Origin of the sequence: Streptomyces sp. NPDC093225, assembly GCF_044753805.1 — a bacterium.
Taxonomy (GTDB): domain Bacteria; phylum Actinomycetota; class Actinomycetes; order Streptomycetales; family Streptomycetaceae; genus Streptomyces.
Window position 1 is genome coordinate 118,388 of record NZ_JBIVNX010000007.1, and the last position, 24,067, is coordinate 142,454.

Here is a 24,067-nt window from a genome sequence, read left to right on the forward strand (position 1 = left end):
GCCCCGGAAAACCGCTTCCGGGCGCGCCCGCAGCGCGCCTAGGGTGTCGCGGTGCCCATACAGATGATCATTCTCAACGGTGGTTCCAGCGCCGGGAAGTCCGGGATCGTGCGGTGCCTGCAGGCCGTACTGCCGGAGCCGTGGCTGGCGTTCGGGTGCGACTCGTTCGTCGACGCGCTGCCCGCGGCCCTGCAGGACTCGGACGCGGGGATCACCTTCGGGGCGGACGGCGGGGTCAGCGTGGGGGCCGGGTTCCGGACACTGGAAGCGGCCTGGACGCAGGGCGTCGTGGCGATGGCCCGGGCCGGCGCCCGGGTGATCGTCGACGACGTGTTCCTCGGCGGGGCCGCGTCCCAGCAGCGCTGGCGCGCGGCGCTCGACGGCGTCGACGTCCTGTGGGTCGGCGTCCGGTGCGCGGGCTCCGTCGCCGCCGGGCGTGAGGTGGCCCGCGGGGACCGGACCCCGGGGATGGCCGCGCAGCAGGCCGACCTGGTGCACGAGGGCGTGGTCTACGACCTGGAGGTGGACACGACCCGCACGGAGTCCATGGCCTGCGCCCGGACCATCGCCGCGCGCGTCGCGGAGGCCGCGGTCTGATCGTTCGACAAACCGGCGGGGCCGTGCCGGAGTTCACCGGTACGGCCCCCGAGACGTACCCCCTTTGGAGCTGATTTTCCAGCTCATGGGGTTGTATTTGTGGATCTTCGTTGACATGCGCGATCACCCCCGGCTGCACTGGGCGCACGACAGACCGTCAGCACGTCCCCACTCCGAGGAGTCCCCGTGCCGCACCGCCTGCGCGCGCTCTCCGGCGGCCTCGCCACCGCCGCACTGCTCGCCGCACTGTCCGCGCCCGTCGCCACCGCCACCGCCGCACCGGCGGGGACCGCCGCCGCTCCCGCCCCCGCACCGGCCCCGCTCGCGGAACTGGCCCTGCGCCCCCCGATGGGCTGGAACAACTGGGCGCACCACATGTGCGACATCGACGAGGCCAAGGTCCTCGCGAACGCGGACGCGCTGGTGTCCTCGGGCCTGGCGGCCAAGGGCTACGACACGGTCACCGTGGACGACTGCTGGATGGAGAAGAGCCGGGGCCCGCGCGGCGAGCTGGTGACCGACACGGCCAAGTTCCCGCACGGCATGGCCTGGCTGGGGGCGTACCTGCACGCCAAGGGCCTGAAGTTCGGCATCTACGAGGACACCGGATCGCTCACCTGCGAGCGCTACCCCGGCAGCGGCCGGCCGCAGGGCGGCGGAGCGGACCACTTCGAGGCCGACGTCGCGCAGTTCGCCTCGTGGGAGGTGGACTACATCAAGATGGACGGCTGCAACGTGTGGGTGGCCCCGGGGCAGACGAAGGAGGCCGCGTACCGGGAGGCGTACGAGGCCGTGGCCCGGGCCGTCCGCGCGAGCGGTCGGCCGATGGTGCTGTCCGCGTCGGCGCCGGCGTACTTCCAGAACGGGGAGTGGGGCAGTCGCGACTGGTTCTCGGTCCTCGGCTGGGTGGGCGGCACCGGGCAGCTGTGGCGCGAGGGCCGCGACATCCAGGTCTACAGGCCCGCCGCCCCCACGACCTCCCGTTGGGGGTCCGTCCTCGGGAACTACGGCTACAACCGCTGGCTCGGCCGCTACGCCCGGCCCGGCAACTGGAACGACCCCGACTTCCTCATCGCCGGTGCCCCCGGCCTGACCGACGAGGAGGCGCGCAGCCAGGTGGCGCTGTGGGCCATGATGGCCGCCCCGTTCATCCTCTCCTCCGACGTGCCCTCCCTCACGCCCGCCGGCCTGGCCGCCCTCGGCAACGACGACCTGATCGGGCTGGACCAGGACGCCCTGGGCCGGCAGGCCGGAGTGGTCGCCACCGACGGGTCGACGGACGTGCTCGCCCGGCCGCTGGCGAACGGCGACCGGGCCGTGGCCGTGCTCAACCGCACCGCCACCGCCCGCGCCGTGACCGTGCCGCTGGCCGACGTCGGTCTGCCCTCCTGCTCCGTCCACGCCCGGGACCTGTGGACCGGCGAGCGCACCACGGTCCGTACGCGGCTGTCCGCCACCGTCCCCGCGCACGGGACCGCCGTGTGGCGGCTCACCCCGCGCGGCTGCGTCGCGGCCGTGCCGACCGGGCAGCTCACCGGCGCCGGCATGCAGTGCGCCGACGGCGACCACACCGGTACCGCCGGCACCCTCGTGCTCGCGGCCTGCACCGGTGGGGCGGACCAGCGCTTCGTCCTGGCCCCGGACCGGACGCTGCGGCTGCAGGGCCGCTGCCTGACGGCCGACGGCGAGGGCGCGGCCCTCGCGGCCTGCGCCGCGCGTCAGGACCCGGAGGGCGGGCAGCTCTGGCGGGCCCGCCCCGACGGCACCCTGACCGCCGAGTCCTCCGGCCTGTGCCTGGAGGCCCCGGCCGGAGCCGCCCTGCGCCTGCGCGGCTGCGGCGACCACCTCGTCAACCAGGCCTGGGCCCTGCCCGTCTGACCCGGAGGCACCACCCATGAGGCTGACGCGCACCACCCTCGCCGCCACCGCCCTGCTCGCCGTCCTGCCGCTGGTCGGCCTCGCCGCGGCCGCGCCGGCCGCGCCGGCGGGCCCCGCGGACGCTCCCGTGGGCCCCCCGGCCGCCCCGGTGGGCCCCCCGGCCAAGGCCGGCAGCAGCGCCGTCTTCGACGACTCCGCCGCGGAGGCCGCACTCGAGCGGCTGCTGCCCCGGGCGGCCGCCAAGCAGTTCGCCCTCGCGCCCGCCGCCCGCGGGGCGGACGGCAGGGACTGGTTCACCGTGTCCGGCAGGGCGGGCCGGATCACCGTCCGGGGCACCACCCCGGCCACCCAGCTCACCGGGGTCGGCTGGTACCTCCAGCACGTCGCCCACGTCGACATCGGCTGGCCGGGCGACAGCCTCGGCCGGCTCCCCCGCGTGCTGCCGGGCGTCCCGACCGCCGTCACCCGCTCCGCGCAGGTCCCGCACCGGTACGCCCTCAACGACACCGACGACGGCTACTCGGGGCCGTACCGCACCTTCGCCGACCACCAGCGGCAGATCGACCTGCTCGCCCTGCACGGCATCAACGAGGTCTTCGTGCAGGCCGGCGCCGAGTACCCGTACTACAAGGCGCTCCAGCGGTACGGGTACTCCGCCGCCGAGCTGCGCGCCTGGATCCCCGGCGCCGCCCACCAGGGCTGGTGGCTGCTGCAGAACCTCAGCGCGTTCGGCGGCCCGGTCACCGAGCGGCTGCTGGTCGAACGCGCGGAGCTGGGCCGGCGGGTCACCGGACAGCTGCGGGCCCTGGGCATGACGCCGGTGCTGCCGGGCTACTTCGGCACGGTCCCGCCCGGCTTCGCCGACCGCAACCCCGGTGCCACGACCGTCCCGCAGGGCGACTGGGCGGGCTTCGACCGGCCCGACTGGCTGGACCCGGCCGGCCCGGTCTTCGCCGAGCTCGCCACCGACTACTACGCCGAGCAGCGGGCCGCGTTCGGGGACTCCGGGATGTACCGGATGAGCCCGCTGCACGAGGGCGGCGCGATCGGCACCGTGGACGTCAAGGCAGCCGCCGGGGCGGTGCAGGCGGCCCTGCAGGCCGCCCATCCCGGCGCGCTCTGGGCGGTGCTGGGCTGGCAGGACGACCCGACGAAGGACCTGCTGGCCGGGGTGGACACCTCGAAGCTGCTGATCCTGGACGGGTTGTCCGACCGCTACAACAAGCTGGACCGCGAGACCCGCTGGGGCGGTGCCCCGTACGCCTTCGGCACGATCTACAACTTCGGCGGCCACACCACGGTGGGCGCCAACACGTCGGTGTGGCTGAGCCGGTTCGAGGAGTGGCGCACGAAGTCGGGCGGTTCGCTGCGCGGCATCGCGTACATCCCCGAGTCCACCGGCACCAACCCGGCCGCCTTCGACCTCTTCACCGACCTGGCCTGGGAACCCGGTCCGGTGGACCAGAAGGCGTGGTTCGCCGACTGGGCGCGCAGCCGGTACGGCGGGACGGACGCGCAGGCCGCGGCGGCCTGGGAAGCGCTGCGCACGGGGCCGTACAGCACCCCCTCGGGGTACTGGTCGGAGTCGCAGGACAGCCTGTTCACCGCCCGCCCGAGCCTGGCGGTGGGCAGTGCGGGCTGGTGGAGCCCGCGGACGATGCGCTACCCGGCGGAGTCGGTGGAGCGGGCGCTCAGGGCGCTGCTGGCCGTGGACCCGGCGCTGCGGGGCTCGTCGGCGTACCGCTTCGACCTGGTGGACACCGCCCGGCAGGCGCTGGCGAACCGCTCCCGCGTCCTGCTGCCGCAGATCAAGACGGCGTACGAGGCGAAGGACCTGGCCCGGTTCCGGGAGCTCGTCGGGCAGTGGCAGGAGGCCGAGCGGATGCTCGCGGCCGTCACCGGCTCCGACCCGCACTTCCTGCTCGGCACGTGGCTCGCGGCGGCCCGCTCCTGGGGCGCGGACCCGGCGGAGAAGGACCGCTTCGAGTACGACGCCCGCTCGCTGCTGAGCACCTGGGGCAGCCACGGCACCAGTGAGGCCGGGTTCCTGCACGACTACGCCAACCGCGAGTGGTCGGGGATGCTGGAGGAGTTCTACGCCACCCGCTGGAAGGCGTACTTCGCCTCGCTGGACAAGTCCCTCGTGGACGGGACCGTGCCGCAGGACGTCGACTGGTTCGCCCTCGAGGACTCCTGGGCCAAGCGGACCACCTCCCATCCGACCCGGCCGAGCGGGGACCCCTACGCGCTGGCCATGGCAGTGGCCGAGGCGCTTCACTGAACGCCGTGGCGGACGAGCGGCAGGACGGCGGGCCGGAGGCGCCCCGGGGTCTCGGGGCGCTGGCCGGGCTGGTCGCCGGGTTCGCGGCACTGGGCGTCGCCGAGCTGCTGGCCGCGGCGGTGCGGCCGCAGTCCGTGCCGGTCACGGCGGTGGGCGGGGCGGTCATCGACCTCACCCCCACGCCGGTGAAGGAGTGGGCGGTCCGGGTCTTCGGCACCTCGGACAAGTTCGTGCTCCAGCTCGGGATCCTGGTGCTGCTGGCCGCCTTCGCGGCGGCCACCGGCCTGGTCGCGGTCCGGGACCGCCGCGTGGGTTGCGCGATCGCCCTGGCGTTCGGGCTGGTCGGGGCGGTCGCGGCGGCGGGCCGGCCGGACGCCTCGGCGGTGGACGCACTGCCTTCGGCGGTCGCGGGGGTGGTCGCTTCGGTGGTGCTGTGGGTGCTGTCCGGTGCCCTGACGGGGGCGGGTGCCAGGACGCGTCCCGCGGCCGGACGCGGGGGTGGTGCGGCGGGCGGCGGTGGTGCGGCGGGCGGTGGTGGTGCGGCAGGCGGTGGTGCGGGCGGTCCGGACCGGCGACGGTTCCTGCGGATGGCCGGCGCCTCGGTGGCCGCGTCCGGGCTGGCGTGGCTGGTGGGACGGGCGATCGGTGCCACGGGGGCGGCCCGGCGGGCCGCCGACCGGGACGCCCTCCGGCTGCCGCCGCCGGCCTCACCGGCCCCGCGGCTACCGGCCGGGGTGGACCTGAAGGTGCCGGGCCTGCCGCCGTTCTTCACGCCGAACCCCTCCTTCTACCGGGTGGACACCGCCCTCGTGGTGCCCCGGCTCAGCTCCCGGGACTGGTCGCTGCGGATCCACGGGGACGGGGTGGCACGCCCGTCGACCCTGCGCTACGACGACCTGCTCGCCCGCGAGATCGTCGAGCGGGACATCACCCTGGCCTGCGTGTCCAACGAGGTCGGCGGCGACCTCGTGGGCAACGCCCGCTGGCTGGGCGTACGGCTGGCGGACCTGCTGCGCGAGGCCGGGGTGCGGCCGCCGTCCCGGGGCGGCCCCGCCGACCAGCTGGTGGCCCGCTCGGTGGACGGCATGACGATCGGCACCCCCGTCGAGACGGTCATGGACGGCCGCGACGCGCTGCTGGCGATCGGCATGAACGGCGAACCGCTGCCCTTCGCCCACGGCTTCCCGGTGCGCATGGTGGTCCCGGGGCTGTACGGGTACGTGTCGGCGTGCAAGTGGCTCACGGAGCTGCGGCTGACGACGTTCGACGCGTACGACGCCTACTGGGTCCAGCGCGGCTGGGCCGAGCGGGCCCCGGTCAAGACGGAGTCGCGGATCGACACCCCGCGCGGGTTCACGACGGTCCGCTCGGGGCCGGTGGCGGTGGCGGGGGTCGCGTGGGCGCAGCACACCGGCATCGCGGCCGTGGAGGTGCGGGTGGACGACGGGCCGTGGCGGCCGGCGCGGCTGTCGGCGCAGGACACGGTCGACACGTGGCGGCAGTGGGTCTGGACGTGGCGGGCCGAGCCGGGTCGGCACCGCCTGGAGGTACGGGCCACCGACCGCTCCGGAGCCGTCCAGACCGCGGAGCGGCGACCGGTGCTGCCGGACGGGGCGACGGGCTACCACGCGATCGAGGTCACCGTGGAATGAGCCGGGGTCACCGTGGGACGGTCCCGGGCCGGTCACCGTGGGACGGCCCCGGGCCGACACGGTCCGCAGCCGTGCGCACGCGCACCGGAGCCGGCCGGCGGTGCGGTGCGCCGCCGACGTGTCGGGCGGCCGGGGGCGGGTAGGCGCGGGTTCTTGTCGCCTGCCGATGGGAACCCCATGACCAGGACCGCAACCGCGACCGGGACGGCCACCGGCTCGTCCGGCGCGTGGACCCAGGACCGTCCTGACCCGCCCCGCCGGCCGCGCCCGCCCCACCGGTCGGACCCGCCGCGGCGCACGGACCCGCTCCGGCCGACGGACCTGCCGCCGCGCACGGCCCCGGCCCGCCGGACCGGCCGCCCGCTGCCGCCCGCCCCGCCCGGGCTGACGGGCCTGCCGGAGCTCCCCGATCCCCGCACCGTGACGTGTGCCCAGGCGCGGGCGGTGTCGACCCGCCTGTTCGTCCTGCTGCGGGAGGCGGAGGAGGGTGGCGTCGCGTACTCGTACCTGCGCAACGCCCTGGTGGAACTCAACATCAGCCTCGTCAAGCACGCGGCGCGGCGCTTCCGCGGGGTGCGGGAGCCGATGGACGACATCATCCAGGTCGGTGTGATCGGGCTGATCAAGGCCATCAACCGGTTCGACCCCGACCGCGAGGTGGAGTTCGCCTCGTTCGCCATGCCCACGATCCTCGGCGAGATGAAACGATTCTTCCGTGACACCGGCTGGTCGGTGCGGGTACCCCGGCGGCTCCAGGAGCTCCGGCTGGAACTCGCCCGCGCCACCGACGACCTGACCCAGCGACTGGACCACGAGCCGACCACCGCCGACCTGGCCGACGCCCTCGGGATCAGCGAGACCGAGGTCGCCGAGGGCCGGCGCGCCGCCAACGGCTTCACGTCCCGCTCCCTCGACGTCGTCTTCGACGACAGCGAGACCGGCAACCGCCTCACCCGTTCCCTCGGCGCCACGGACCCGTCCTACGAGCGGATCGAGCTGCTCACCGCACTGCGTCCGCTGGTCGCCGGGCTCTCCGAGCGCGACCGGCGCATCCTGTCGCTGCGGTACGTGGACGAGCTGACCCAGGCCGAGATCGGGGCCCGCATCGGCGTCTCCCAGATGCAGGTCTCCCGCCTGCTGACGCGCATCCTCGGCGCGCTGCGCGCGGGCCTGGACTCGTAGGACGCCAGGACGGGCCTACAGCTCCTGTCCCGCGGCCGTCAGGCGTACCGCGTTCTCCAGCAGCAGCGCGTGCACGAAGGCCTGCGGCAGGTTCCCGCGCAGCTGCCGCTGCCGTACGTCGTACTCCTCCGCGAACAGCCCGGGCGGGCCGTACGCGGAGCGGGTGCGCTCGAACCAGCGGGCCGCGGCCACCGGTCGCCCCTCCGCCAGGCAGGCCGCGGACATGAAGAACCCGCAGAGCAGGAACGCTCCTTCGCCGTCGTCCTGCCCGGTCCCGTCGTAGCGGTACACGAACCCGTCCTGGGACAGCTCCCGTTCCACGGCCGACCGGGTGGCGGCCAGGGTCGGGTCGGAGACCGGCCAGGAGCCGTTCGACAGGGGCCGCAGCAGCGACGCGTCGACCCGGGGGTCCTCGCGGCTGCGCTGCCAGCGGCCGGAGCGGTGCAGGCAGGTGCGCCCGGTCTCCTGCAGGATCGAGTCGGCGAGCGCGGACCACGCGTAGGCCGACTGCGGATCGGCGATGGACCGGGCGGCCGCGCGCAGCCCGGAGACCGCGGCCAGTCGCGAGTGCGTCCACCAGGCGGGCCGCAGCTCCCAGATGCCCGTGTCGGGACGCTGCCAGTTCGCCTCCAGCGCGGAGACGGCCACCTGGGCGGCCCGTACGCCGTCGGCGTCCAGCCGGTCCCGACGGGCGGCCGCGGCGAGCAGTTCGAGGACCTCGCCGAAGGTGTCCAGCTGGAACTGGTGGCCGGCCCGGTTGCCGACCCGGTCGCTGGCGCCGGGGTAGCCGGCCAGGGTCAGGGTCCGCTCACCGGGTACGGGCCGGCCGTCGACGCGATAGGCGGGGCGCAGCACCGGCCCGTCCTCGAGGACCCGGGCCGTCACGAACCGGACGGCGTCGTCGAGGAGGGCGTGCGGGCCGTGCGCGGCGACCGCGCTACCCGCGTAGCACTGGTCGCGGATCCACGCGTAGCGGTAGTCGTAGGCGCGGGAGGACCCGGCGCGCTCCGGCAGGGACGTGGTGGCGGCGGCCACCATCGCGCCGCCGCCCGCGGTCAGACCGGTGAGGACGGCGTACGCCTGGCGGGCGTCGCGGGAGGCGGTGAGGTCGGAGCAGTCGGGGACCGCCGCGGCCCACCGCTCCTCGGTCTGCCGCCACAGCCGGGCGGCCTGGAGGGCGGCGGGCTGGTGGTTGTTGCCGTTGCGGCCGGCCGTGCCGTCGGCGATCTCCAGGACGAGGTCGTGCTCGTCGCCCGCGGTCAGCGGCAGCCGGGCGGTGAGGGTCGCCTCCGCCTCGTCGTAGGCGGCGTCGGTCAGGCCCCACAGGCTGAGCCGGAGCGGGCCGATGCGGCCGTGCCAGCCGCCCCGGTCCCGGTGCAGGGCCGTCATCGGCCGGGCGCCGAAGGCGGCCCGCGCGGACAGCCGTACGCGCACCAGTGCGGGCCCGTCGACGGCCCGGATGCGGCGCAGCAGCACCGCGCGGTGCGGGTCGGCGGGGACGGCCAGGGCGTCGCGGCACTCGACGGTGCCGTCGTTGAGCGTCCAGCGGCTGACCCGGATGAGGGCGCCGTCGACGTACTCGCCGCCGGCGAGCCGCCACGGGTTCTCGGGGCACACCTCGAAGCCGCCGCTGCCGCCGATCAGCGCGGAGAACACGGCGTCGCTGTGCCAACGGGGGGCGCACATCCAGACGACGGCGCCGCCCGGGTCGATCAGCGCACCGCGCTCGCCGTCGGCGATCAGCGCGTACTCGCGCAGTGGGTAGGGGGTGTGGCCGTGCCAGCCGTCGTTCACGCTCCGCGCCTACCCGGTGGTGGGGGTGCGAAGCGCCGTGCGGAGGGCGGTTTCCGGTGGCTGCGGACGGGTTGCGGGGTCCGGCCGGGCCGGTCCGGTACGGTCCGGCCGGGGCGGTCCGGTACGGCCCGGCCCGCCGGTTTGCCCGCCCCGATCCCGGGGAGGCGCCGGAGGCGGGGCCGTAGGGAGGTGGCGCATGACCGGTGAGCGGACGGGCGACCCCGAACGGCACGAGACCGCGGCCGAGCGGGCGGACCGGCGGTGGACCGAGACGCTGCAGGAAGTCCGGGTGGCCCAGACCGGGGCGCAGATCCTGTTCGGCTTCCTGCTGAGCGTCGCCTTCACACCCCGCTTCCAGACGCTCTCGCGCCCGGTGGAGATGCTGTACGTGGTCGCGGTGGCGCTCGGGGCACTCGCGACCGGCACCCTGATCGCGCCGGTGGCCTACCACCGGCTGCTGGCCGGCCGGCACCTCAAGCCCGAACTCGTGGACGCGGTGGGCCGACTGGTGTCGGTGGGGGTGGTCCTGCTCGCCCTGGCGGTCAACCTGTCGGTGCTGCTCCTGCTGCTGGTGGCCACCGACAACTGGCTGGCCTGGCTGGTCACTTCCCTGATCACGCTGTGGTTCACGGTGTGCTGGCTGGTGCTCCCGGTCCTGCTGCTCCGCAGCGGCGGGCGGCGCGCCTCGTAGCCCGGGCGGGGCGCGAGCGGTAGACCGGTCGCGTTCCCGGATCGGGCGGGTCGGAGCGCGGGAGGGCGGCGTTGGTGGCGGGTGTGGCGGAGCTCTTCGTGTGGTGGGTCCTCGCGGTGGTGCTGCAGGTGTTCCTGACGGGTCCGCTGTCCTGGCTGGAGTGGACGGTGGCGGCCGGCGCCGCGGTACCGGCCGCGCTCGGGGCGCGGGCGGTGCGCCGGGCCTCCGGGGCCCGCTCGGGTGGTGGGGCGCGCGCCCTGCACGCGGTGCTGGTCTGGCCCGTGGCGTTGGTCGCGGACACCGGCCGGTTGGCCGCCCTGACCCTGCGCGCGCTGCGCGGACGGCAGGTGCGCGGCCGCTTCCACACGCTGGAGCTGGGCCGCGGCACGGGCGCCGCGTGGGCGTGCACCCTGCTGTCGGCCGCTCCCGGGGCCTACGCCGTCGGGCTGGGGCGGGGTCGGTTCGTGCTCGTGCACGCCTTGCCCGGTCCCCCCGGGGTGCTCACGGACGCCCTCACGAACGGGCGGCGGCAGTGAACGGCTGGCTGCTGGGGGCGGCCGCGCTGATGGCGCTCGCGCTGCCGGTCGCGGTGTGGACGGCGTGCCAGGGGCCGCCGGCCGGGCGGCTGGCCGGGCTGGCCTTCGCCGGGACGGTCGCCACGGCCGTGCTGCTGCTCCTCACCCAGGCGTACGGCCGGGACTCCTACCTCGATCCGGCGCTGGTCCTGGCGGTGCTGGGACCGGTGGGGGTACTGGTCTTCGCCCGGTTCCTGGCGGCCCCGGAGGGCGGCCCCGCCCCGGCCGCGTCCCGCGCCGGGGGCGGATCCGGGACGGACGGGAAGCACGGGTCGGACGGACCGTCGGGGTCCGACGGACCCGCGAGGTCCGACGGACCGGGGCGTGCGGACGGACCGGGGCGTGCGGAGGGTCCCGCGGGCCCGCACGGAGCTGCGGGCCCGGACGGACCGGCCGGTTCGGGCGGGGGTGGCGGGGCGTGACGCCGCAGGCGGCGTGCGCGGGGGTGCTGGCCGGGGCCGGGGTCGCGGTGGTGCTGCTGTCGGCGCTGTCACTGGCCGCGCTGTCCCGCCCGTACGCCCGGCTGCACGCCCTCTCCCCCGCCGCCTCGCTCGGGCTGCCGCTGATCGCGCTGGGCCTGGCGGTGGCCGCGGGGCCCGGACGGCAGGCCGTGAAACTCCTGCTGCTGGCCCTGCTGGTGGTGGGCGGCGGCAGCCTGACGACGATGGCCGTCGGCCGCGTCACCGCGCAGGCGGAGGGACGACTGGAACGGGACGCGGCGCCGTGACCGAAGCCCTCGTGCTGCTCGCCGTCCTCCTGGTCGCGGCCACCGGCACCGTCGCCGTGCTCACCCGTGAGCCGGTGCGCCAGGCCGTCGTGCTCGGGGTGCTGGGGCTGCTCCTCGCCCTCCTGTTCACCCTCGTCCAGGCGCCCGACGTGGCGCTGTCCCAGCTGGCGGTGGGGAGCGTGATGACGCCGCTGTTGATCCTGCTGACCGTGCGGGCGGTGCGCCGCGCCACCGCGGACGCGCCCGCCGAGGGTGGGGGCGGGCGGGCCGGCGAAGGGCGCGGCCGGTGAGCCGGGCCGCGCGGATCCGGCTGTTCCTGGTAGCGGCCGCGCTGATCGCCGCCGGCTGGGCGGCCGCCAGCCTCGACCTGCCCGGCTTCGGCGGGGACCGGCACCCGTACGCGGACCGGGCGGTGGCCGCGGCGCTGGACCACCGCACCGCCAACACCGTGTCCGCCGTCAACTTCGACCAGCGCGCCTTCGACACCCTCGGCGAGGAGTTCACCCTGTTCACCGCCGTGCTGGGCGCCGTCGTGCTGCTGCGCCGGGCCCGCGACGAGCAGGCCCGCACCCCGCGGCCCGGGTCCGTACTGCCACCCGTCCGGGCAGCCGGCACCGTGCTGCTCCCGGTCGCGGTCGTGACGGGCCTCTACGTGATCGCGCACGGGCAGCTCACCCCCGGCGGCGGCTTCCAGGGCGGTGTCGTGGTCGCCTCCGGCCTGCACGTCGCGTACCTGGCGGCGGACTACCGGGTGCTGAGACGGGTGCGCCCGCGGGCGGTGCTGGACGTCGCGGACGCGGTCGGGGCGGGAGCGTTCGCCGCCCTCGGCCTCCTGGGCGTCGTCCACGGGGCGGCGTACCTGGAGAACGTCCTGGGCCTGGGCACGCTCGGGGAGCTCGCCTCCGGTGGCCTCGTGCCGCTGCTGAACGCGGCCGTGGGCCTGGAGGTCGGCTCCGCCGTCGTCGTGCTGCTGGCCTCCTTCATCGACCAGGCAGTGGAGATCGAACCCGCATGACCGTACTGCCGTACCTGGCCGCCGGCTGGCTGGTGCTCGCCGGACTCTACGGGGTGGTGACGAGCCGTCACGCCGTCCAGGCCGTCGGGTGCCTGACCGTGGTCGAGTCCGGCACCTACGTCCTGCTGCTGGCGGTGGGCTACCGGAAGGGCGGCACCGCCCCGTACTTCACCGACATCCCGCCGGGCCGGGTGGTGGTGGACCCGGTCGCGCAGGCGCTGACCCTGACCGACGTGGTGGTCGGGGCGGCGGTGACCGCCCTGCTGCTGGCGCTGGTGCTGCAGCTCGCCAAACGGCACGGCACGGTCGATCCCGACGCCCTGACGGGACTGCGGGGTTGACCGCCCGGACGGAGCTGCTGCTGCCGGCCGCGGTGGCCCTGCCGATGCTGGGTGCGGTGCTGCTGGCCGTGGCCGGACGGTGGCTGCCGCGCGTGGCGGCGGACGCCCTGGCCCTGGTCTGCGCGGCCGGTGAACTGGCCGTGCTCGCCGCGCTGTGGGTGCGTACCGGCGAAGGGCGGGCGATCGCCTGGGTCGGCGGGTGGGAGCCGGTGCCCGGGCGGGAGGTGGGCGTCGTGCTGGCGGCGGACCGGATCGGGGTGGGCCTGGCCCTGCTCGCCGGGGTGCTGGTGCCGGCGGCGCTGGGGTACGCCTGGCGGTACTTCGACGAGCCGCGCACCGGCCGACCGGGGGCGTTCCCGGCGCTGATCCTGCTGTTCGAAGCGGGGATGTGCGGCTTCGCGCTGACCGGGGACCTGTTCGACGCCTTCGTGTTCTTCGAGCTGATGGGTGTCGCGGCGTACGCCCTGACCGGCCTCCGGGTCGAGGACCCGCGGCCCCTCCAGGGGGCACTGGCCTTCGCGCTCACCGGGTCGCTCGCGGGGTACTGCGTGCTGCTGGGCACCGGGCTGCTGTACGCGCGCACCGGGGAGCTGGCGTTCGCGCGGATCGGGGCGGCGCTGGCGGGGCGCGAGCCGGACGCGCTGGTGGTGGCGGCGTTCGCGCTGCTGGCCGCGGGGCTGCTGGTGAAGGGGGCGGCGGTACACTTCCACTTCTGGCTGCCGGACGCGCACGCGATGGCGCCGACGCCGGTGTGCATGCTGCTGTCGGGCGTGATGGTCGAGCTGGGGGTGTACGGGCTGGCCCGCACGTACGGGGCGGTGTTCGCGGGCCCGGGCGGGATCCCGCAGGAGGCGTACACGGCGGCGTTCGTGGCACTGGGCGTGCTGACCGCACTGGTGGGGGCGGTGCTGTGCTGGCAGCAGCGGCACCTGAAGCGGCTGCTGGCCTTCTCGACCGTGGCGCACGTGGGCCTGTTCCTGGTGGGGGTGGCCCTGCTGGAGGCGGGGGCGGCCGCCGGCACGGCGGTGTACGCGGCCGGGCACGCCGCGGCCAAGGCGGCCCTGTTCGCACTGGTGGGCGTCCTGCTGGACCGACACGGCTCGGTGGACGAGCACGGGCTGTACGGGCGGGGACGCGACCTGCCCTTCGCGGGGGTGCTGTTCGGGCTCGGGGGCCTGGCGATCGCGGGGCTGCCGCCGTTCGGGACGGGGCTGGGCAAGGCGCTGGCCGAGCACGCGGCCGGGCAGTGGGCGGGCTGGCTGGTGGCCGTGTTCGTGGTGGTGTCGGCGGTGACGGGAGGCGCGGTACTGCGTGCCGGGGCACGGGTGTTCGCCGGCGCGGGCCCCCGGCCGCCGGCGCGGCGGCCGGGCCCGGAGACCACGGGCTTCGGGGAGGAGCCGGAGGTCCGCGACCCGCAGCGGCGGGTCCCGGGGGTCATGCTCGCCGTTCCGGCACTGCTGCTGGCGGGCTCCCTCGCGGTGGGCGTACTGCCGGGCGTGGGCCGTTCCCTGGCCGCGGGCGCGGCGCAGTTCACGGACCGGGTTGGCTACGCACGCGCGGTCGCGGCGGGCAGTACGGGCAGTGCGGGCAGTGCGGGCAGCACGAGCGGCGCGAACGATGCAGGCACGCCCGGCGGGTCCGCCGGCCCGAGCTCCACCGAAGCGGGCCCACGGTCCACGGACCCGGCGGGCCCACACCCCACCCGCACGCCCACCGAGCCGACCACCAAGGGGTTGCCGGAGAGCGGCTGGACGACGTCGGGGGTGCTACTGGGCCTGCTCTCGGCAGCCTTGGCCGCCGGCCTGGCGGCCGCGGCCCTGTGGGGCCCGGCGCTCCCGGGCGCCCGGGCCCGCCGGACACGAGCCGGGCTGACGACGCTGTCCCGGTGGGTGGTCGTCCCGCTGCGGCGGCTGCACTCGGGCCACATCGGCGACTACGCGACCTGGCTGGCAGCCGGAGTGGCCCTGCTCATGGGAACGTTCGGACTCGCGACGCGATGACACGGTAGGTGCCCGGCGAGTTCGCACCCCACCCCCCGGCCACCGACCACCAGCCACCAGCCCGCCGACCAGCCGACCAGCCGACCACCGAGCCCTTGTCGGCACGGCTCGCCCCCATGGACCCACGCCCCACCCCCGACCATCGGATCCTTGCCGGTACCGATCGCCCACATGGGCGCCCCCGCCACCCCCGGCCGTCGTATCCCTGGCGGTGCCGGCGGGTCCCGTGGTGTGTGGGGGAGGCGCTTGACCGCCCATGGCAGGCCGGTCCGAAGGCAGGCCCGGGCCGGAGGTGGCCGAAGGCCAGGGCGAAGCCCCAAAGCCTCCGGGGTGGGCCTGCCGCAGGGCCTGCAGGCCATGGGCGGTCAAGCGCCGAGGGGACCCACACACCACGGGACCCGCCCCCGAAGCGAGCCGCCCGCCGCCCCCCCCCCCCCCCCCCCCCCCCCCCCCCCGCCCCCGCCCCCGAAGCGAGCTCACCCCCACCCCCGCCCCACCTTGCTCCCTCCCCCTCCCACACCCGCACCCGCACCCGCACCCGCACCGGGAATCCGGCCGTTTTCATGCGCACCCACACCTAGGCATGACCTGTCACATGTGAAATATTACTGCCGGCCCAGGCCCGTACCCGGCCGGCCGGCTTTCCCACGGCCGCCCCGTCGACCACCGGCCCGAGCCCATGGCCAACTTCCCGAAAGGACGCGTACGTTGCGCAGACTGTTCGCGGCAGGGGCGGCGATATCCCTGGCGCTGCTCACCGCACCCGCGCTCGCCGCACCCGCACTCGCACTCGCCACCGGCACACTCGCCACACCCACACCCGCACCCGCACCCGCGCTCGCCGCACCCCAGCCCGACGCCGCCCAGGCGTCCCCCGCCGTCTTCCCGGCGAGCGGCAAGGCCACCACCACCCGCACCGACGCCCCGCCGCCGGCGCCGCAGGAGCTCCAGCGGCAGGCGCTGCGCCGCCAGGCGCTGGAGAAGGTCGCCGCGGGGGCCCTGCGGCCCGCCGCGAACGGCGGTCTCCCGCCCACCGTCAAGGTGGGCAAGCGGTACGTCGAGCTGGCGCAGGAGCGCAAGGACAAGATCTTCGTGATCCTCGCCGAGTTCGGCGACCAGGTGGACACCACCACCGAGTTCGAGGGCAAACCGCGCTTCGGCGGTACGCCGGGCCCGCGTCACAACACGATCGACAAGCCGGTCAAGGCCGACAACCACACCGTGTGGCGCAAGGACTTCGACCGCGCGTACTACCAGCGCCAGTTCTTCTCCGCCGAGCCCGGCGCGGTGAGCCTGCGCAACTACTACCGGCTGCAGTCATCCGGCCGCTACGACCTGGACGGCCAGGTCTCCGACTGGGTGCGGCTGCCCTGGAACGAGGCCCGCTACGGTACGGACAACTGCTCCGAGCCCGGTCAGTGCCGCACCAACTGGGACCTGATCAAGGACGCCACGAACGCCTGGTACCACGGCGAGCGCGCCAAGGGCCGTACTCCCGCCGACATCAAGGCCGAGCTCGCCCAGTACGACGTGTGGGACCGCTACGACGTCGACCACGACGGCGACTTCAGCGAGCCCGACGGCTACCTCGACCACCTGGTCGTCGTCCACGCGGGCAAGGACCAGACCTGGGGCGGCGGCGCGCAGGGCAAGGACGCCGTCTGGGCGCACCGCTGGTTCGCGTACTGGAACCAGGCCGGCACCGCGGGCCCCGAGGGCAACAAGGCGGGCGGCACCCCGGTCGGCGACTCCGGCATCTGGGCCGGCGACTACCTCACCGGCGGCGAGAACAGCGGAGTCGGGCTGTTCGCGCACGAGTTCGGGCACGACCTGGGCCTGCCGGACATGTACAGCTCGGACGGGGACAACAGCGTCAACTTCTGGTCGCTGATGTCCTCGGCCTCGTACCTCGGCAAGGGCCGCAACACCACGGGTGACGTTCCGGGCGACCTCGACGCGTGGAGCAAGCTGCAGCTGGGCTGGCTGGACTACACCGAGGCGGACGCGGGCCGGCGTACCCGGGCGGTGCTCGGCGTCTCCGGCTACAACACCGAGGACCCGCAGGCCCTGTTGGTGCACCTGCCGCCCTCGGTGGACGCCACCGACCTGACCGACCCGTACGAGGGCGGCAGCCAGTGGTGGAGCGGTACCGGCGACTTCATGGACAACACCCTGACGCGCACGGTGCAGGTGCCCGCCGAGGGCGCCCGGCTCGGCGCCCGGGTCTGGTACGACATCGAGCAGGACTACGACTTCCTGACGGTGGAGGCCTCCACCGACGGCGGCGGCACCTGGCGGGTGCTGCCGGGCACGGTCGGCGGAGCTCCCGTACCGGCCCGCGGGGTCTCGGGGACGTCGGGCGGCTGGCAGGAACTCGGCGTGCCCCTGGACGAGTTCGCCGGCAAGGGCGTGCAGCTCCGGCTGCGGGTGACCTCAGACTCCAACACCCACGGCAAGGGCGTCACCTTCGACGACATCCGCATCACCACCGGTGCCGACGGCCGCGAGCTGCTGCGCGACGGCGCGGAGCAGGGCGCGAACGGCTGGACGGCGGTCAAGTGGTCGCGCACGCAGGGGCGTACGGGCATCGCGGAGCACCCGCGCGCGTACGTGGTGGAGAACCGGCGCTACGTCGGCTACGGGGCGTACCTGAAGACCGGGCCGTACAACTTCGGCTGGGGCTCGGACCCGGTGCGCAAGGACACGGTGGAGTTCTACCCGTACCAGCCGGGCGTGCTGGTGTGGCTGTGGGACACCGCGTACAGCGACAACACGACGAAGGCGCACCCGGGTTCGGGCATGCTCCTGCCCGTGGACGCGCGTCCCGAGGCGCTGCGCTTCGCCGACGGCACGCTGGTGAACGCGCGGGCCCAGACCTTCGACGCCACGTTCTCGCTGCAGCCGTCGGCCGAGGTGGTGCTGCACCGCAACGGCGTGCCGCTGCTCGTCCAGGAGCGCCCGGGCGTACCGGCCTTCGACGACCACACCGGCGTGTACTGGAACCCGGACCTGCCACAGGTCGGCGTGAAGGTCCCGGACACCGGCACCCGCATCGCGGTCCTCAAGGAGGCGTCGGGCGGCGCCCGCACCACGGTGCAGGTCGGTCCGTCCGGGGCGAAGTAGCCCGGCGCGCGACGTAGCGAAGGAGGAGGAGAAGCAGCGGACGGCCGGCCCCTGGCGAGGGGCCGGCCGTCCCTGTTCGCGACCGCGGTCCGGGGGCTCGGACGGCGGTGCCCGGGGCCCAGGTGCAGGGGCTCAGTGCAGGGGCTCAGGTGGTGAGCAACCGGTTGAAGAACGACCGGTACTGGCGCAGGGCCATCCGGAGGTCCTCGGTGGCCGGCTCCCCGTCCTGGCGCCACTGCCCCTCCAGCTGCTGCTTGCGGTCGGCGAAGGTGCCGGCGAGGGTCCGCATCAGGGCGGCCACCAGTTCGTCCGCCTCGCGCACGGAGTCGCGGGGGTCGTCCACGAAGCCGGCCTGGATGCCGCTCCAGCGGTCCCGGAACTCGGCCGCCTGCCCCGCTTCGAGCAGGGGTTGCTCATCGGCCTCGCGTCGCTTGCCGCCCGCGTCACGTCGCCCGTCGGCGGCGCGGCGGCCGGCCCCGCCGTCGGCGATGTCCTCCGTCGTGCCGGCCCCGGCCCCGGCCCCGGTGCCGGGCGCGGGTCCGCCGTCGCCCACGGCCGCGTCCGCCGGGGCGCGCTCCTCCCGCCGAGCCGGGCCCCGGGGGTCGGCTTGGTCCCGGCGGTCCAGTCCGTCCGGGCGGTCCACTTCGTCCCGGCGGTCCACGTCCCCGGTGGCCTCGCCCGGGTAGACGGCCGCGCGCTCCCCCGCGTCGGCGCGGGCCGGGTCCTCGGTGGTCCACTGCTGTCGGCCGCGGCCGTGCATGTCGTCGTCGTGTGCCATGGGTGTCATCGGTGCCATGGGGTTCACCTCGTCATTCGCGGTCGCGGAGCGGTGCGCCGCCCGTGGCGCCGCTGCCGAGCAGGTCGTCGAAGAGCGCGCGGTAGTGCACCATCGCGCCGCGCAGCTCCTCCGTCGTCGCGCCGCCGCCCTCACTGCGCCGGTTCACGGCGTGGGCGGTGCGGTAGTGCTGGAGCGTGCGGCCGTGCTCCACGGAAAGGTCCTGGACCTGCTGCTCGTACCCGTCCGCGGGATAGCCGCGTTCGCGCATGAGCCGGGTGACCAGGGTGTCGGCCTCGCCGACCGCGCCCTCGGGGCGGTCCACGAAGCGCTCCTGTACGCCGCGCCACTCGTCGGCGTACCGCTGCCGCACCTCCGGGCTCAGTTCCCTCAGCTCGAGCTCGTCGTGGCGCCGCTGCCGCTCGCGCAGTTCGCTGTCGGCGGCCGTCCGGCCGCCCTGCTCCTCGACCACGCGGTCGTACTCGTCCCCGAAGTCGCGCCGGAGGCGACGGCGCCGCACGAGCATCCCGACCGCCGCCGCCACGAGGATCAGCACGACGACGACCGCGACGATGACGGCGATCAGTGTGCCGGTGGACATCAGTGCCTCCCGGGGCTCGCGTCCGCTCTGGAACCCCGCTGCTGCCCCTGGTACGGGGCGGCAAACCCGGTGTACCCGGCGCCGGGCCGCCGGCGTGCCCCGGGGCCCGGCACCCTTGAGTCGGGCGCGGCGCTCGCCCACAATCACCCGGCATGCCGCACAGCACGTGGATGCGCTACTTCTCGCCGTCGCCGGGCCACCGCCGGCTCGGGCTGGTGTGCCTGGGGGTGGGGTTCCAGGAGGGGGCGCTGCCCACGGTCGGGCCCCGGGCGTTGGACCACCACGTGGCGGTGGTCGTCACGCGCGGGCGGGGCTGGTTCTCGTACGGCGGGCGCCCTGCGGTGCCGGTGGCCGCGCCGGTGCTGCTGTGGCTGGTGCCGGGGGTGGAGCACCACTACGCACCCGATCCGGCGACCGGGTGGGACGAGGCGTTCGTCGACTTCACCGGCGGCGGCGTGGCCGCGTACACGGACCTGGGGTACATCACGCCCCACTCCCCCGTCGTGCCGCTGGGCGGCACGACCGAGGTACGGGCCGTCGTGGAGGGCATCGCGCGGGCGGCCCGGCGCGAGAGCCCGCTGCTGGACGTGGAGGCCGCGGCCGCCGTGCACGCGCTGCTGGTGGCCCTGCGCCACGCGCGTCTGGAGGTGGGCCCGCGCGGGGACACCGTGATGGAGGTGCTGGCCCGGGACGCCCTGCTGCCGATCCCGGTGGCCGGGCACGCGGCGCGGCTGGGGATGTCGCTGGCCGAACTGCGGGCCGCGGTACGGCGGATCACCGGCGAGGGGGTCAAGGAGTACCTGCTGGGCATCCGGCTGGCCCGGGCGAAGGAGCTGCTGGTGCGCACGGACCTGCCGGTGGCGGCGGTCGCCCGCCGCGTCGGCTACGAGGACCCCTCCTACTTCAGCCGCCTCTTCAGCCGCCGGGTGGGCCTGCCCCCGGCCCGGTTCCGGGAGCAGCGGCGGGGGTGGTGAGGGAGGGGGCGGGGGTAGTGGGGGACGCCCGGCTCACCCGTTGCCGAGCAGGCCCGCCCGGTCCCGCAGCCCCAGCGTGTCCAGCCGCCACAGCCGTACGGTCTCGTCCTCCGACGCCGTCGCGAGCGTGAGCCCGTCGGGGCTGAAGGCGATGTCCTTGATCCGTTCGACGTGACCGGAGCGGGCCGGGCCGATGGGGCGTCCGTCCGCGGTGCTCCACAGCCGGATCTGCTGCAGGTCGGGGCCCACCGTCGTCGCGAGCGTGCGCCCGTCCGGGCTGAAGCGCGCCACGGCGACGTAGCCGGTCTCCGACCGGTCGGGATCCGTGCCGGCCAGCGGCCCGCCGATCCTGCGGCCCGTGGCCGTGTCCCACAGCTGGAGGTCGGAGTAGCCGTCGGTCACGGCCCTGCTCCCGTCCGCGTTGAGCAGGACTCTGCTCATGCCGGCATCACCGGTGCGCAGGGTGCTCTTGATCCGGCCGTCGAGGGTGCCCCGTACCTCCACGCTCTTCATGTCCGCCGTGACCACAGCTACTACGCGCGAGTCGGCGCTGAAGAAGGCGTCGGATTTGTGGACGGATCCGGCGCCACCGATCGGGCGGCCGTCGGACACCCTCCACAGCTGCATCACGGAGTTCTGGTTCATGGTGGCCACGAAGCGTCCGTCGGGACTGAGGACGGCGGACTCCACCCCCTGCGCACTCGGTCCGGTCAACCGGCTGGTGTGCCCGTCCACGACGCTACGCACCATCACACCGCCGCCGTTCCTCCCGATGACCAGCAGGCTCACCCGGCCGTCCGCGCCCACGCCTGCATAAGCGGCCTGATCCCCTCCGAGGGGTCTGCTCAGCGCGGCTCCGGAGCCGGAGTCCCACAGCTGGACGTAGCGCCGGGGATGCTCGAAGGGGCCCGTCCGCCCCTTGGTGACGAGAGCGCGCCCGTTGCCCGCGAAGACCACGTCGTCGAGCTTCCCGGAGCACTCCATGCGTGCGAGGCGGTGTCCGTCGTCGAGGCTCCACACCTGTACGTACGTCGTGCCACGGCCCATGAGTTCCCACAGCGTGCCGCCTTGCACGGTGGCGAGGGTCCGGCCGTCCGGGTTGAACACGACGCGTTCGACTCCGTCGCCGAATCCGCCGAGCACAGCGCTGGACGTGTCCTTCGGGCGGCCCGCGAAAGGCGTCCCCAGCGCCACTACCGCCAGCACCGCACAGGCGAGCGCCACCGCCCGGCCGCGGCTCCCGATCCGCCTGCGCGCTGTGTCGAGGCCGGTGCTGCGGGCGGCGGTCTGCGGTCCGTCCGGCACCGTCGCGCCGGACACCAGGTGCTCCTGCAGCCGAACGTGGCGGAACTGGTACGCGTCTCCCGACTGCCGCAGCAGCCCGCGGTTGCGCGCGTCGCGCAGGAACGCCATGAACCGCAGGGGCAGCCTGCCCTGGAGCGCCAGGTAGACGAGCATGAGCAGGAATCGGGGATAAGCCCTCGTCATGAGCGCGGAGACGGCGAAGACGGCACCCAGGACCAGGGGCAGGAGGAAGAAGACCAGGACCAACTTGGCGCTGAGGTCCCCCAAGCCCGTGGACAGGTCGTACACGCCTCCGAACGTCGAGCGCGCGATCCCCGGAGGGTCGTAGTGGTCGGGCCACCCCGGCCAGCCGCTGAGGGACAGCCCGCCGATCCGTCCGGCCAGCACGCCCACCAGGACCAAGGGCCATGCCAGCAGTGCCACGACCAGCCCGGCGCTCCCCGCGCCGACGGCCGATGCCCTCCGGTCCTCCGCGAGGGACAGGTCCGGAGTCGCCTGGGCCGCGGCGCGGGGCGGCGAATCGAGCCAGTGGCGGGTCGCCAGGCCCAGCCCCACCACACAGGCGAAGGCCGTGCAGCCGCCGATCAGGTCGGCGTAGTTCAGGTAGACGGAGAGCGGCTGCTCGTCGACCGCGAGGATCAGGGCGAACGTGGCCGGCAGCGGGGCCGTCAGGACCATCGTGAGCGCGAAGCCCTTGAGGAATCCGCCGCGCAGCCGCCGCAGCGATCCGGCCCGGCCCCAGGACAGGCGCCTGGGCGGTCGTTGGGGAGCGGCGAGCAGGGCGACGGCCACCACCGCCGTGCCGATCCCGACGAGCAGGCCGCCGATCCCGAGCGCGGGCAGCAGGTCCCGGTCGTCGGCCAGGCCGGACCCGACCACCGCGACCCCCGCCATGCCCATGCCGAGGGCGAGCGCCCCGGCCGGCACGGCCCACATGGGGAGCAGTCGGCCCGACATCCGCCACCAGACCAGTTCGCGTTCGCCGTGGCTGTGCAGGTAGTGGGCGACGTAGGTCAGGAGGCGCCGGGCAGTCTCGGCGTCCCACTGCGGCCCGCGGGCCGCCGCGGTGCGCGGTGGAGCCGCGGGACCCACCGCATCCGGCGCTCCGACGGCACCAGGTGGCGCCAACGGCCTTCCAGCGTGCGGGAATCCGGCCGGGTCGGAAGGGTCGACCGGTTCTCCGGACGGCAGCCGGTCCGGTGCGTAGGCGGCATCGATCACCCGGGCGGAGAGGTGGTCCTCGATCACGTGCCGGGAGTGGAACTGCACGGGATCGAGCAGTTCGGTCGGATCCCCGCCGCACCGCGTGTACACCATGCGGGCCAGCGAGATCATCAGCGGTGTACGCAGTGCCTGGTGGAGCGCGGTGTCGGACTCCGTGCGCAGGTGGTGCACGACCCGGTCCCAGGAGGTGCCGTCCGGCCAGTCCACGCTCTGCAGGTAGGACACGGTGTCCTCGACCTCGACCGGACGTACCTCCACCACGGGCGCGCGGTGCAGCACCGGGGATCCGCCGGCGATCACGTCCTCGTACTCGGCCGACCGGCAGGTCACCACCACGGGCCGCTCTTCCCCGGTGAACCGGTTGACGACCCGCACCGCGTTGCGCCGTGCCGACTCGGGGATCTCGTCGAGGCCGTCGAGGACCGGCAGGAGCAGGCCCCGCTCCAGCAGCCGGCGCGGGATCTCGGGACGCCCGGCGTAGTAGGTGGCGGCCAGGGTTTCGACCACCCAGCCGTCCAGCGACCGGTTCACCGGGTCCCAGGCGCCCACGGACAGCAGGACCGGCACGGGGTCTCCGGGCCCGCGGCGTCCCAACAGGCCCAGCGTCAGCAACATCGCGAGCACGGTCTTCCCCGCGCCCGGCTCGCCGAGCACCACCAGCCGCCCGCTGGGGATGCGCCCGAACTCCGCGCCGAGGGCGGTGACCGCCGCGTCGAAGTCGCCGTCCAGCCTGCCGTCGGTGGTGACCCGCGCGATCCGTCCGGCGCCGTTCCCGCCGAACACCGCCTGCGGACTGTCGGCGACGTCCCGGCTGGTCGCGGACCACGTCAGCGGCACCACCCGCGGGTCCCGCAGGCTGCGGGCCCGGGCCTCCTCCCGCCACTGCCCTTCGACGGTACGCGCCAGGTCGTCGGCCTCGTCCGCCGGTTCCGGGGGCGCGACGGGCTCCGGATGCAGCAGCCGCTCGACCAACGGCAGCATGAGCGCCGCGATGCCCAGGAACCAGGCCCCGATCGTCGCGAAGTCGGAACTCGGGCCACTGCCCGCCCATAACATCCACGCTGCCGAAGCCGCCATGACGGCGGCCAGCGACCACAGCACGTACCTCGTGAAAACCGGCCCCCGCCGCATCAACGCTTCCCCCCACCCCGCCCGTTCGCCGGGCGGACTCCTGCCGGTCCCCGCCGGCCCCTCGGGAACTGGATTCTCGCCGAGCGGCCGCTACGGCGCGGCGGCTGTTACCGAGCTGAGACGACCACACTTCCGAGGCGCGGAAACGCCCGCGGCGGCTGGTGGGCTCCCCCGGGCGGCGGAGGCGGATCACACCGCGGG

19 protein-coding genes are annotated in these 24,067 nt (G+C 75.2%); 15 read left to right on the forward strand and 4 right to left on the reverse strand.

All coding sequences use genetic code 11. The features are described 5' to 3' along the window. The first annotated feature begins 63 nt into the window (after nt 1–63). The 5 genes from cpt (at nt 64) to ACIQCH_RS09550 (ending at nt 7,590) form a co-directional block, all read left to right on the forward strand. Nucleotides 64–597 (forward strand): chloramphenicol phosphotransferase CPT, encoded by a 534-nt coding sequence (gene cpt / locus ACIQCH_RS09530; RefSeq protein ID WP_402579847.1) that lies wholly within the window; start codon nt 64–66, stop codon nt 595–597. Between the two features lie 186 nt (nt 598–783). After that, entirely contained in the window at nt 784–2,475 is a 1,692-nt protein-coding gene (locus tag ACIQCH_RS09535; protein ID WP_402579714.1) for a ricin-type beta-trefoil lectin domain protein, read from the forward strand. Between the two features lie 16 nt (nt 2,476–2,491). Beyond that, entirely contained in the window at nt 2,492–4,756 is a 2,265-nt protein-coding gene (locus tag ACIQCH_RS09540) for an alpha-N-acetylglucosaminidase TIM-barrel domain-containing protein (protein ID WP_402579716.1), read from the forward strand. Between the two features lie 5 nt (nt 4,757–4,761). Beyond that, entirely contained in the window at nt 4,762–6,408 is a 1,647-nt protein-coding gene (locus ACIQCH_RS09545; protein WP_402579718.1) for a molybdopterin-dependent oxidoreductase, read from the forward strand. A gap of 177 nt (nt 6,409–6,585) precedes the next feature. Continuing rightward, a complete protein-coding gene (locus tag ACIQCH_RS09550; protein ID WP_402579720.1) occupies nt 6,586–7,590 on the forward strand; it encodes a SigB/SigF/SigG family RNA polymerase sigma factor in 1,005 nt (334 codons plus the stop codon). Nucleotides 7,591–7,605: 15 nt separating this feature from the next. On the opposite strand, the gene ACIQCH_RS09555 is transcribed toward ACIQCH_RS09550, so the two are convergent. Continuing rightward, on the reverse strand, nt 7,606–9,384 hold the full coding sequence (locus ACIQCH_RS09555) for a glycoside hydrolase family 15 protein (protein ID WP_402579722.1): 1,779 nt from the start codon (nt 9,382–9,384) through the stop codon (nt 7,606–7,608). A 196-nt stretch (nt 9,385–9,580) separates the two neighbouring features. On the opposite strand from ACIQCH_RS09555, the gene ACIQCH_RS09560 reads away from it, so the two are divergent. The 9 genes from ACIQCH_RS09560 (at nt 9,581) to ACIQCH_RS09600 (ending at nt 17,856) form a co-directional block, all read left to right on the forward strand. Next, a complete protein-coding gene (locus tag ACIQCH_RS09560; RefSeq protein WP_402579724.1) occupies nt 9,581–10,075 on the forward strand; it encodes a DUF6328 family protein in 495 nt (164 codons plus the stop codon). 83 nt (nt 10,076–10,158) lie between these two features. Next, nucleotides 10,159–10,611, forward strand: a complete 453-nt coding sequence (locus ACIQCH_RS09565; protein WP_402579726.1) for a hypothetical protein — start codon at nt 10,159–10,161, stop codon at nt 10,609–10,611. Continuing rightward, on the forward strand, nt 10,608–11,072 hold the full coding sequence (locus tag ACIQCH_RS09570) for a monovalent cation/H+ antiporter complex subunit F (protein WP_402579728.1): 465 nt from the start codon (nt 10,608–10,610) through the stop codon (nt 11,070–11,072). Before ACIQCH_RS09565 ends, ACIQCH_RS09570 begins: the two co-directional genes overlap by 4 nt. Beyond that, nucleotides 11,069–11,377 (forward strand): monovalent cation/H(+) antiporter subunit G, encoded by a 309-nt coding sequence (locus ACIQCH_RS09575; RefSeq protein WP_402579730.1) that lies wholly within the window; start codon nt 11,069–11,071, stop codon nt 11,375–11,377. The genes ACIQCH_RS09570 and ACIQCH_RS09575 overlap by 4 nt, the downstream gene beginning before the upstream one ends. Beyond that, nucleotides 11,374–11,667, forward strand: coding sequence for a hydrogenase subunit MbhD domain-containing protein (locus ACIQCH_RS09580; RefSeq protein ID WP_402579732.1), 294 nt, complete (start codon nt 11,374–11,376; stop codon nt 11,665–11,667). Before ACIQCH_RS09575 ends, ACIQCH_RS09580 begins: the two co-directional genes overlap by 4 nt. After that, complete coding sequence (locus ACIQCH_RS09585) at nt 11,664–12,392, forward strand: MnhB domain-containing protein (protein WP_402579734.1); 729 nt, start codon at nt 11,664–11,666, stop codon at nt 12,390–12,392. Before ACIQCH_RS09580 ends, ACIQCH_RS09585 begins: the two co-directional genes overlap by 4 nt. Beyond that, a complete protein-coding gene (locus ACIQCH_RS09590; RefSeq protein ID WP_402579736.1) occupies nt 12,389–12,733 on the forward strand; it encodes a sodium:proton antiporter in 345 nt (114 codons plus the stop codon). Before ACIQCH_RS09585 ends, ACIQCH_RS09590 begins: the two co-directional genes overlap by 4 nt. Nucleotides 12,734–12,777: 44 nt before the next feature. Beyond that, on the forward strand, nt 12,778–14,733 hold the full coding sequence (locus ACIQCH_RS09595; RefSeq protein ID WP_402579849.1) for a complex I subunit 5 family protein: 1,956 nt from the start codon (nt 12,778–12,780) through the stop codon (nt 14,731–14,733). 708 nt (nt 14,734–15,441) lie between these two features. Further along, nucleotides 15,442–17,856, forward strand: coding sequence for an immune inhibitor A domain-containing protein (locus ACIQCH_RS09600; RefSeq protein ID WP_402579738.1), 2,415 nt, complete (start codon nt 15,442–15,444; stop codon nt 17,854–17,856). Between the two features lie 145 nt (nt 17,857–18,001). Here the strand turns inward: ACIQCH_RS09600 and ACIQCH_RS09605 are convergent, their stop codons facing one another. Together ACIQCH_RS09605 and ACIQCH_RS09610 are read right to left on the reverse strand one after the other, a co-directional pair. After that, on the reverse strand, nt 18,002–18,652 hold the full coding sequence (locus ACIQCH_RS09605; protein ID WP_402579740.1) for a hypothetical protein: 651 nt from the start codon (nt 18,650–18,652) through the stop codon (nt 18,002–18,004). 13 nt (nt 18,653–18,665) lie between these two features. Further along, complete coding sequence (locus tag ACIQCH_RS09610) at nt 18,666–19,232, reverse strand: hypothetical protein (protein ID WP_402579742.1); 567 nt, start codon at nt 19,230–19,232, stop codon at nt 18,666–18,668. A gap of 152 nt (nt 19,233–19,384) precedes the next feature. Here ACIQCH_RS09610 and ACIQCH_RS09615 point away from each other — a divergent pair, with 152 nt between their 5' ends. Next, entirely contained in the window at nt 19,385–20,206 is an 822-nt protein-coding gene (locus ACIQCH_RS09615; RefSeq protein ID WP_402579744.1) for a helix-turn-helix domain-containing protein, read from the forward strand. Nucleotides 20,207–20,239: 33 nt separating this feature from the next. Here the strand turns inward: ACIQCH_RS09615 and ACIQCH_RS09620 are convergent, their stop codons facing one another. After that, the gene (locus ACIQCH_RS09620) at nt 20,240–23,836 is read right to left on the reverse strand and encodes a hypothetical protein (RefSeq protein WP_402579746.1); all 3,597 of its coding nucleotides are present in this window, start codon (nt 23,834–23,836) and stop codon (nt 20,240–20,242) included. Nucleotides 23,837–24,067 lie beyond the last annotated feature (231 nt).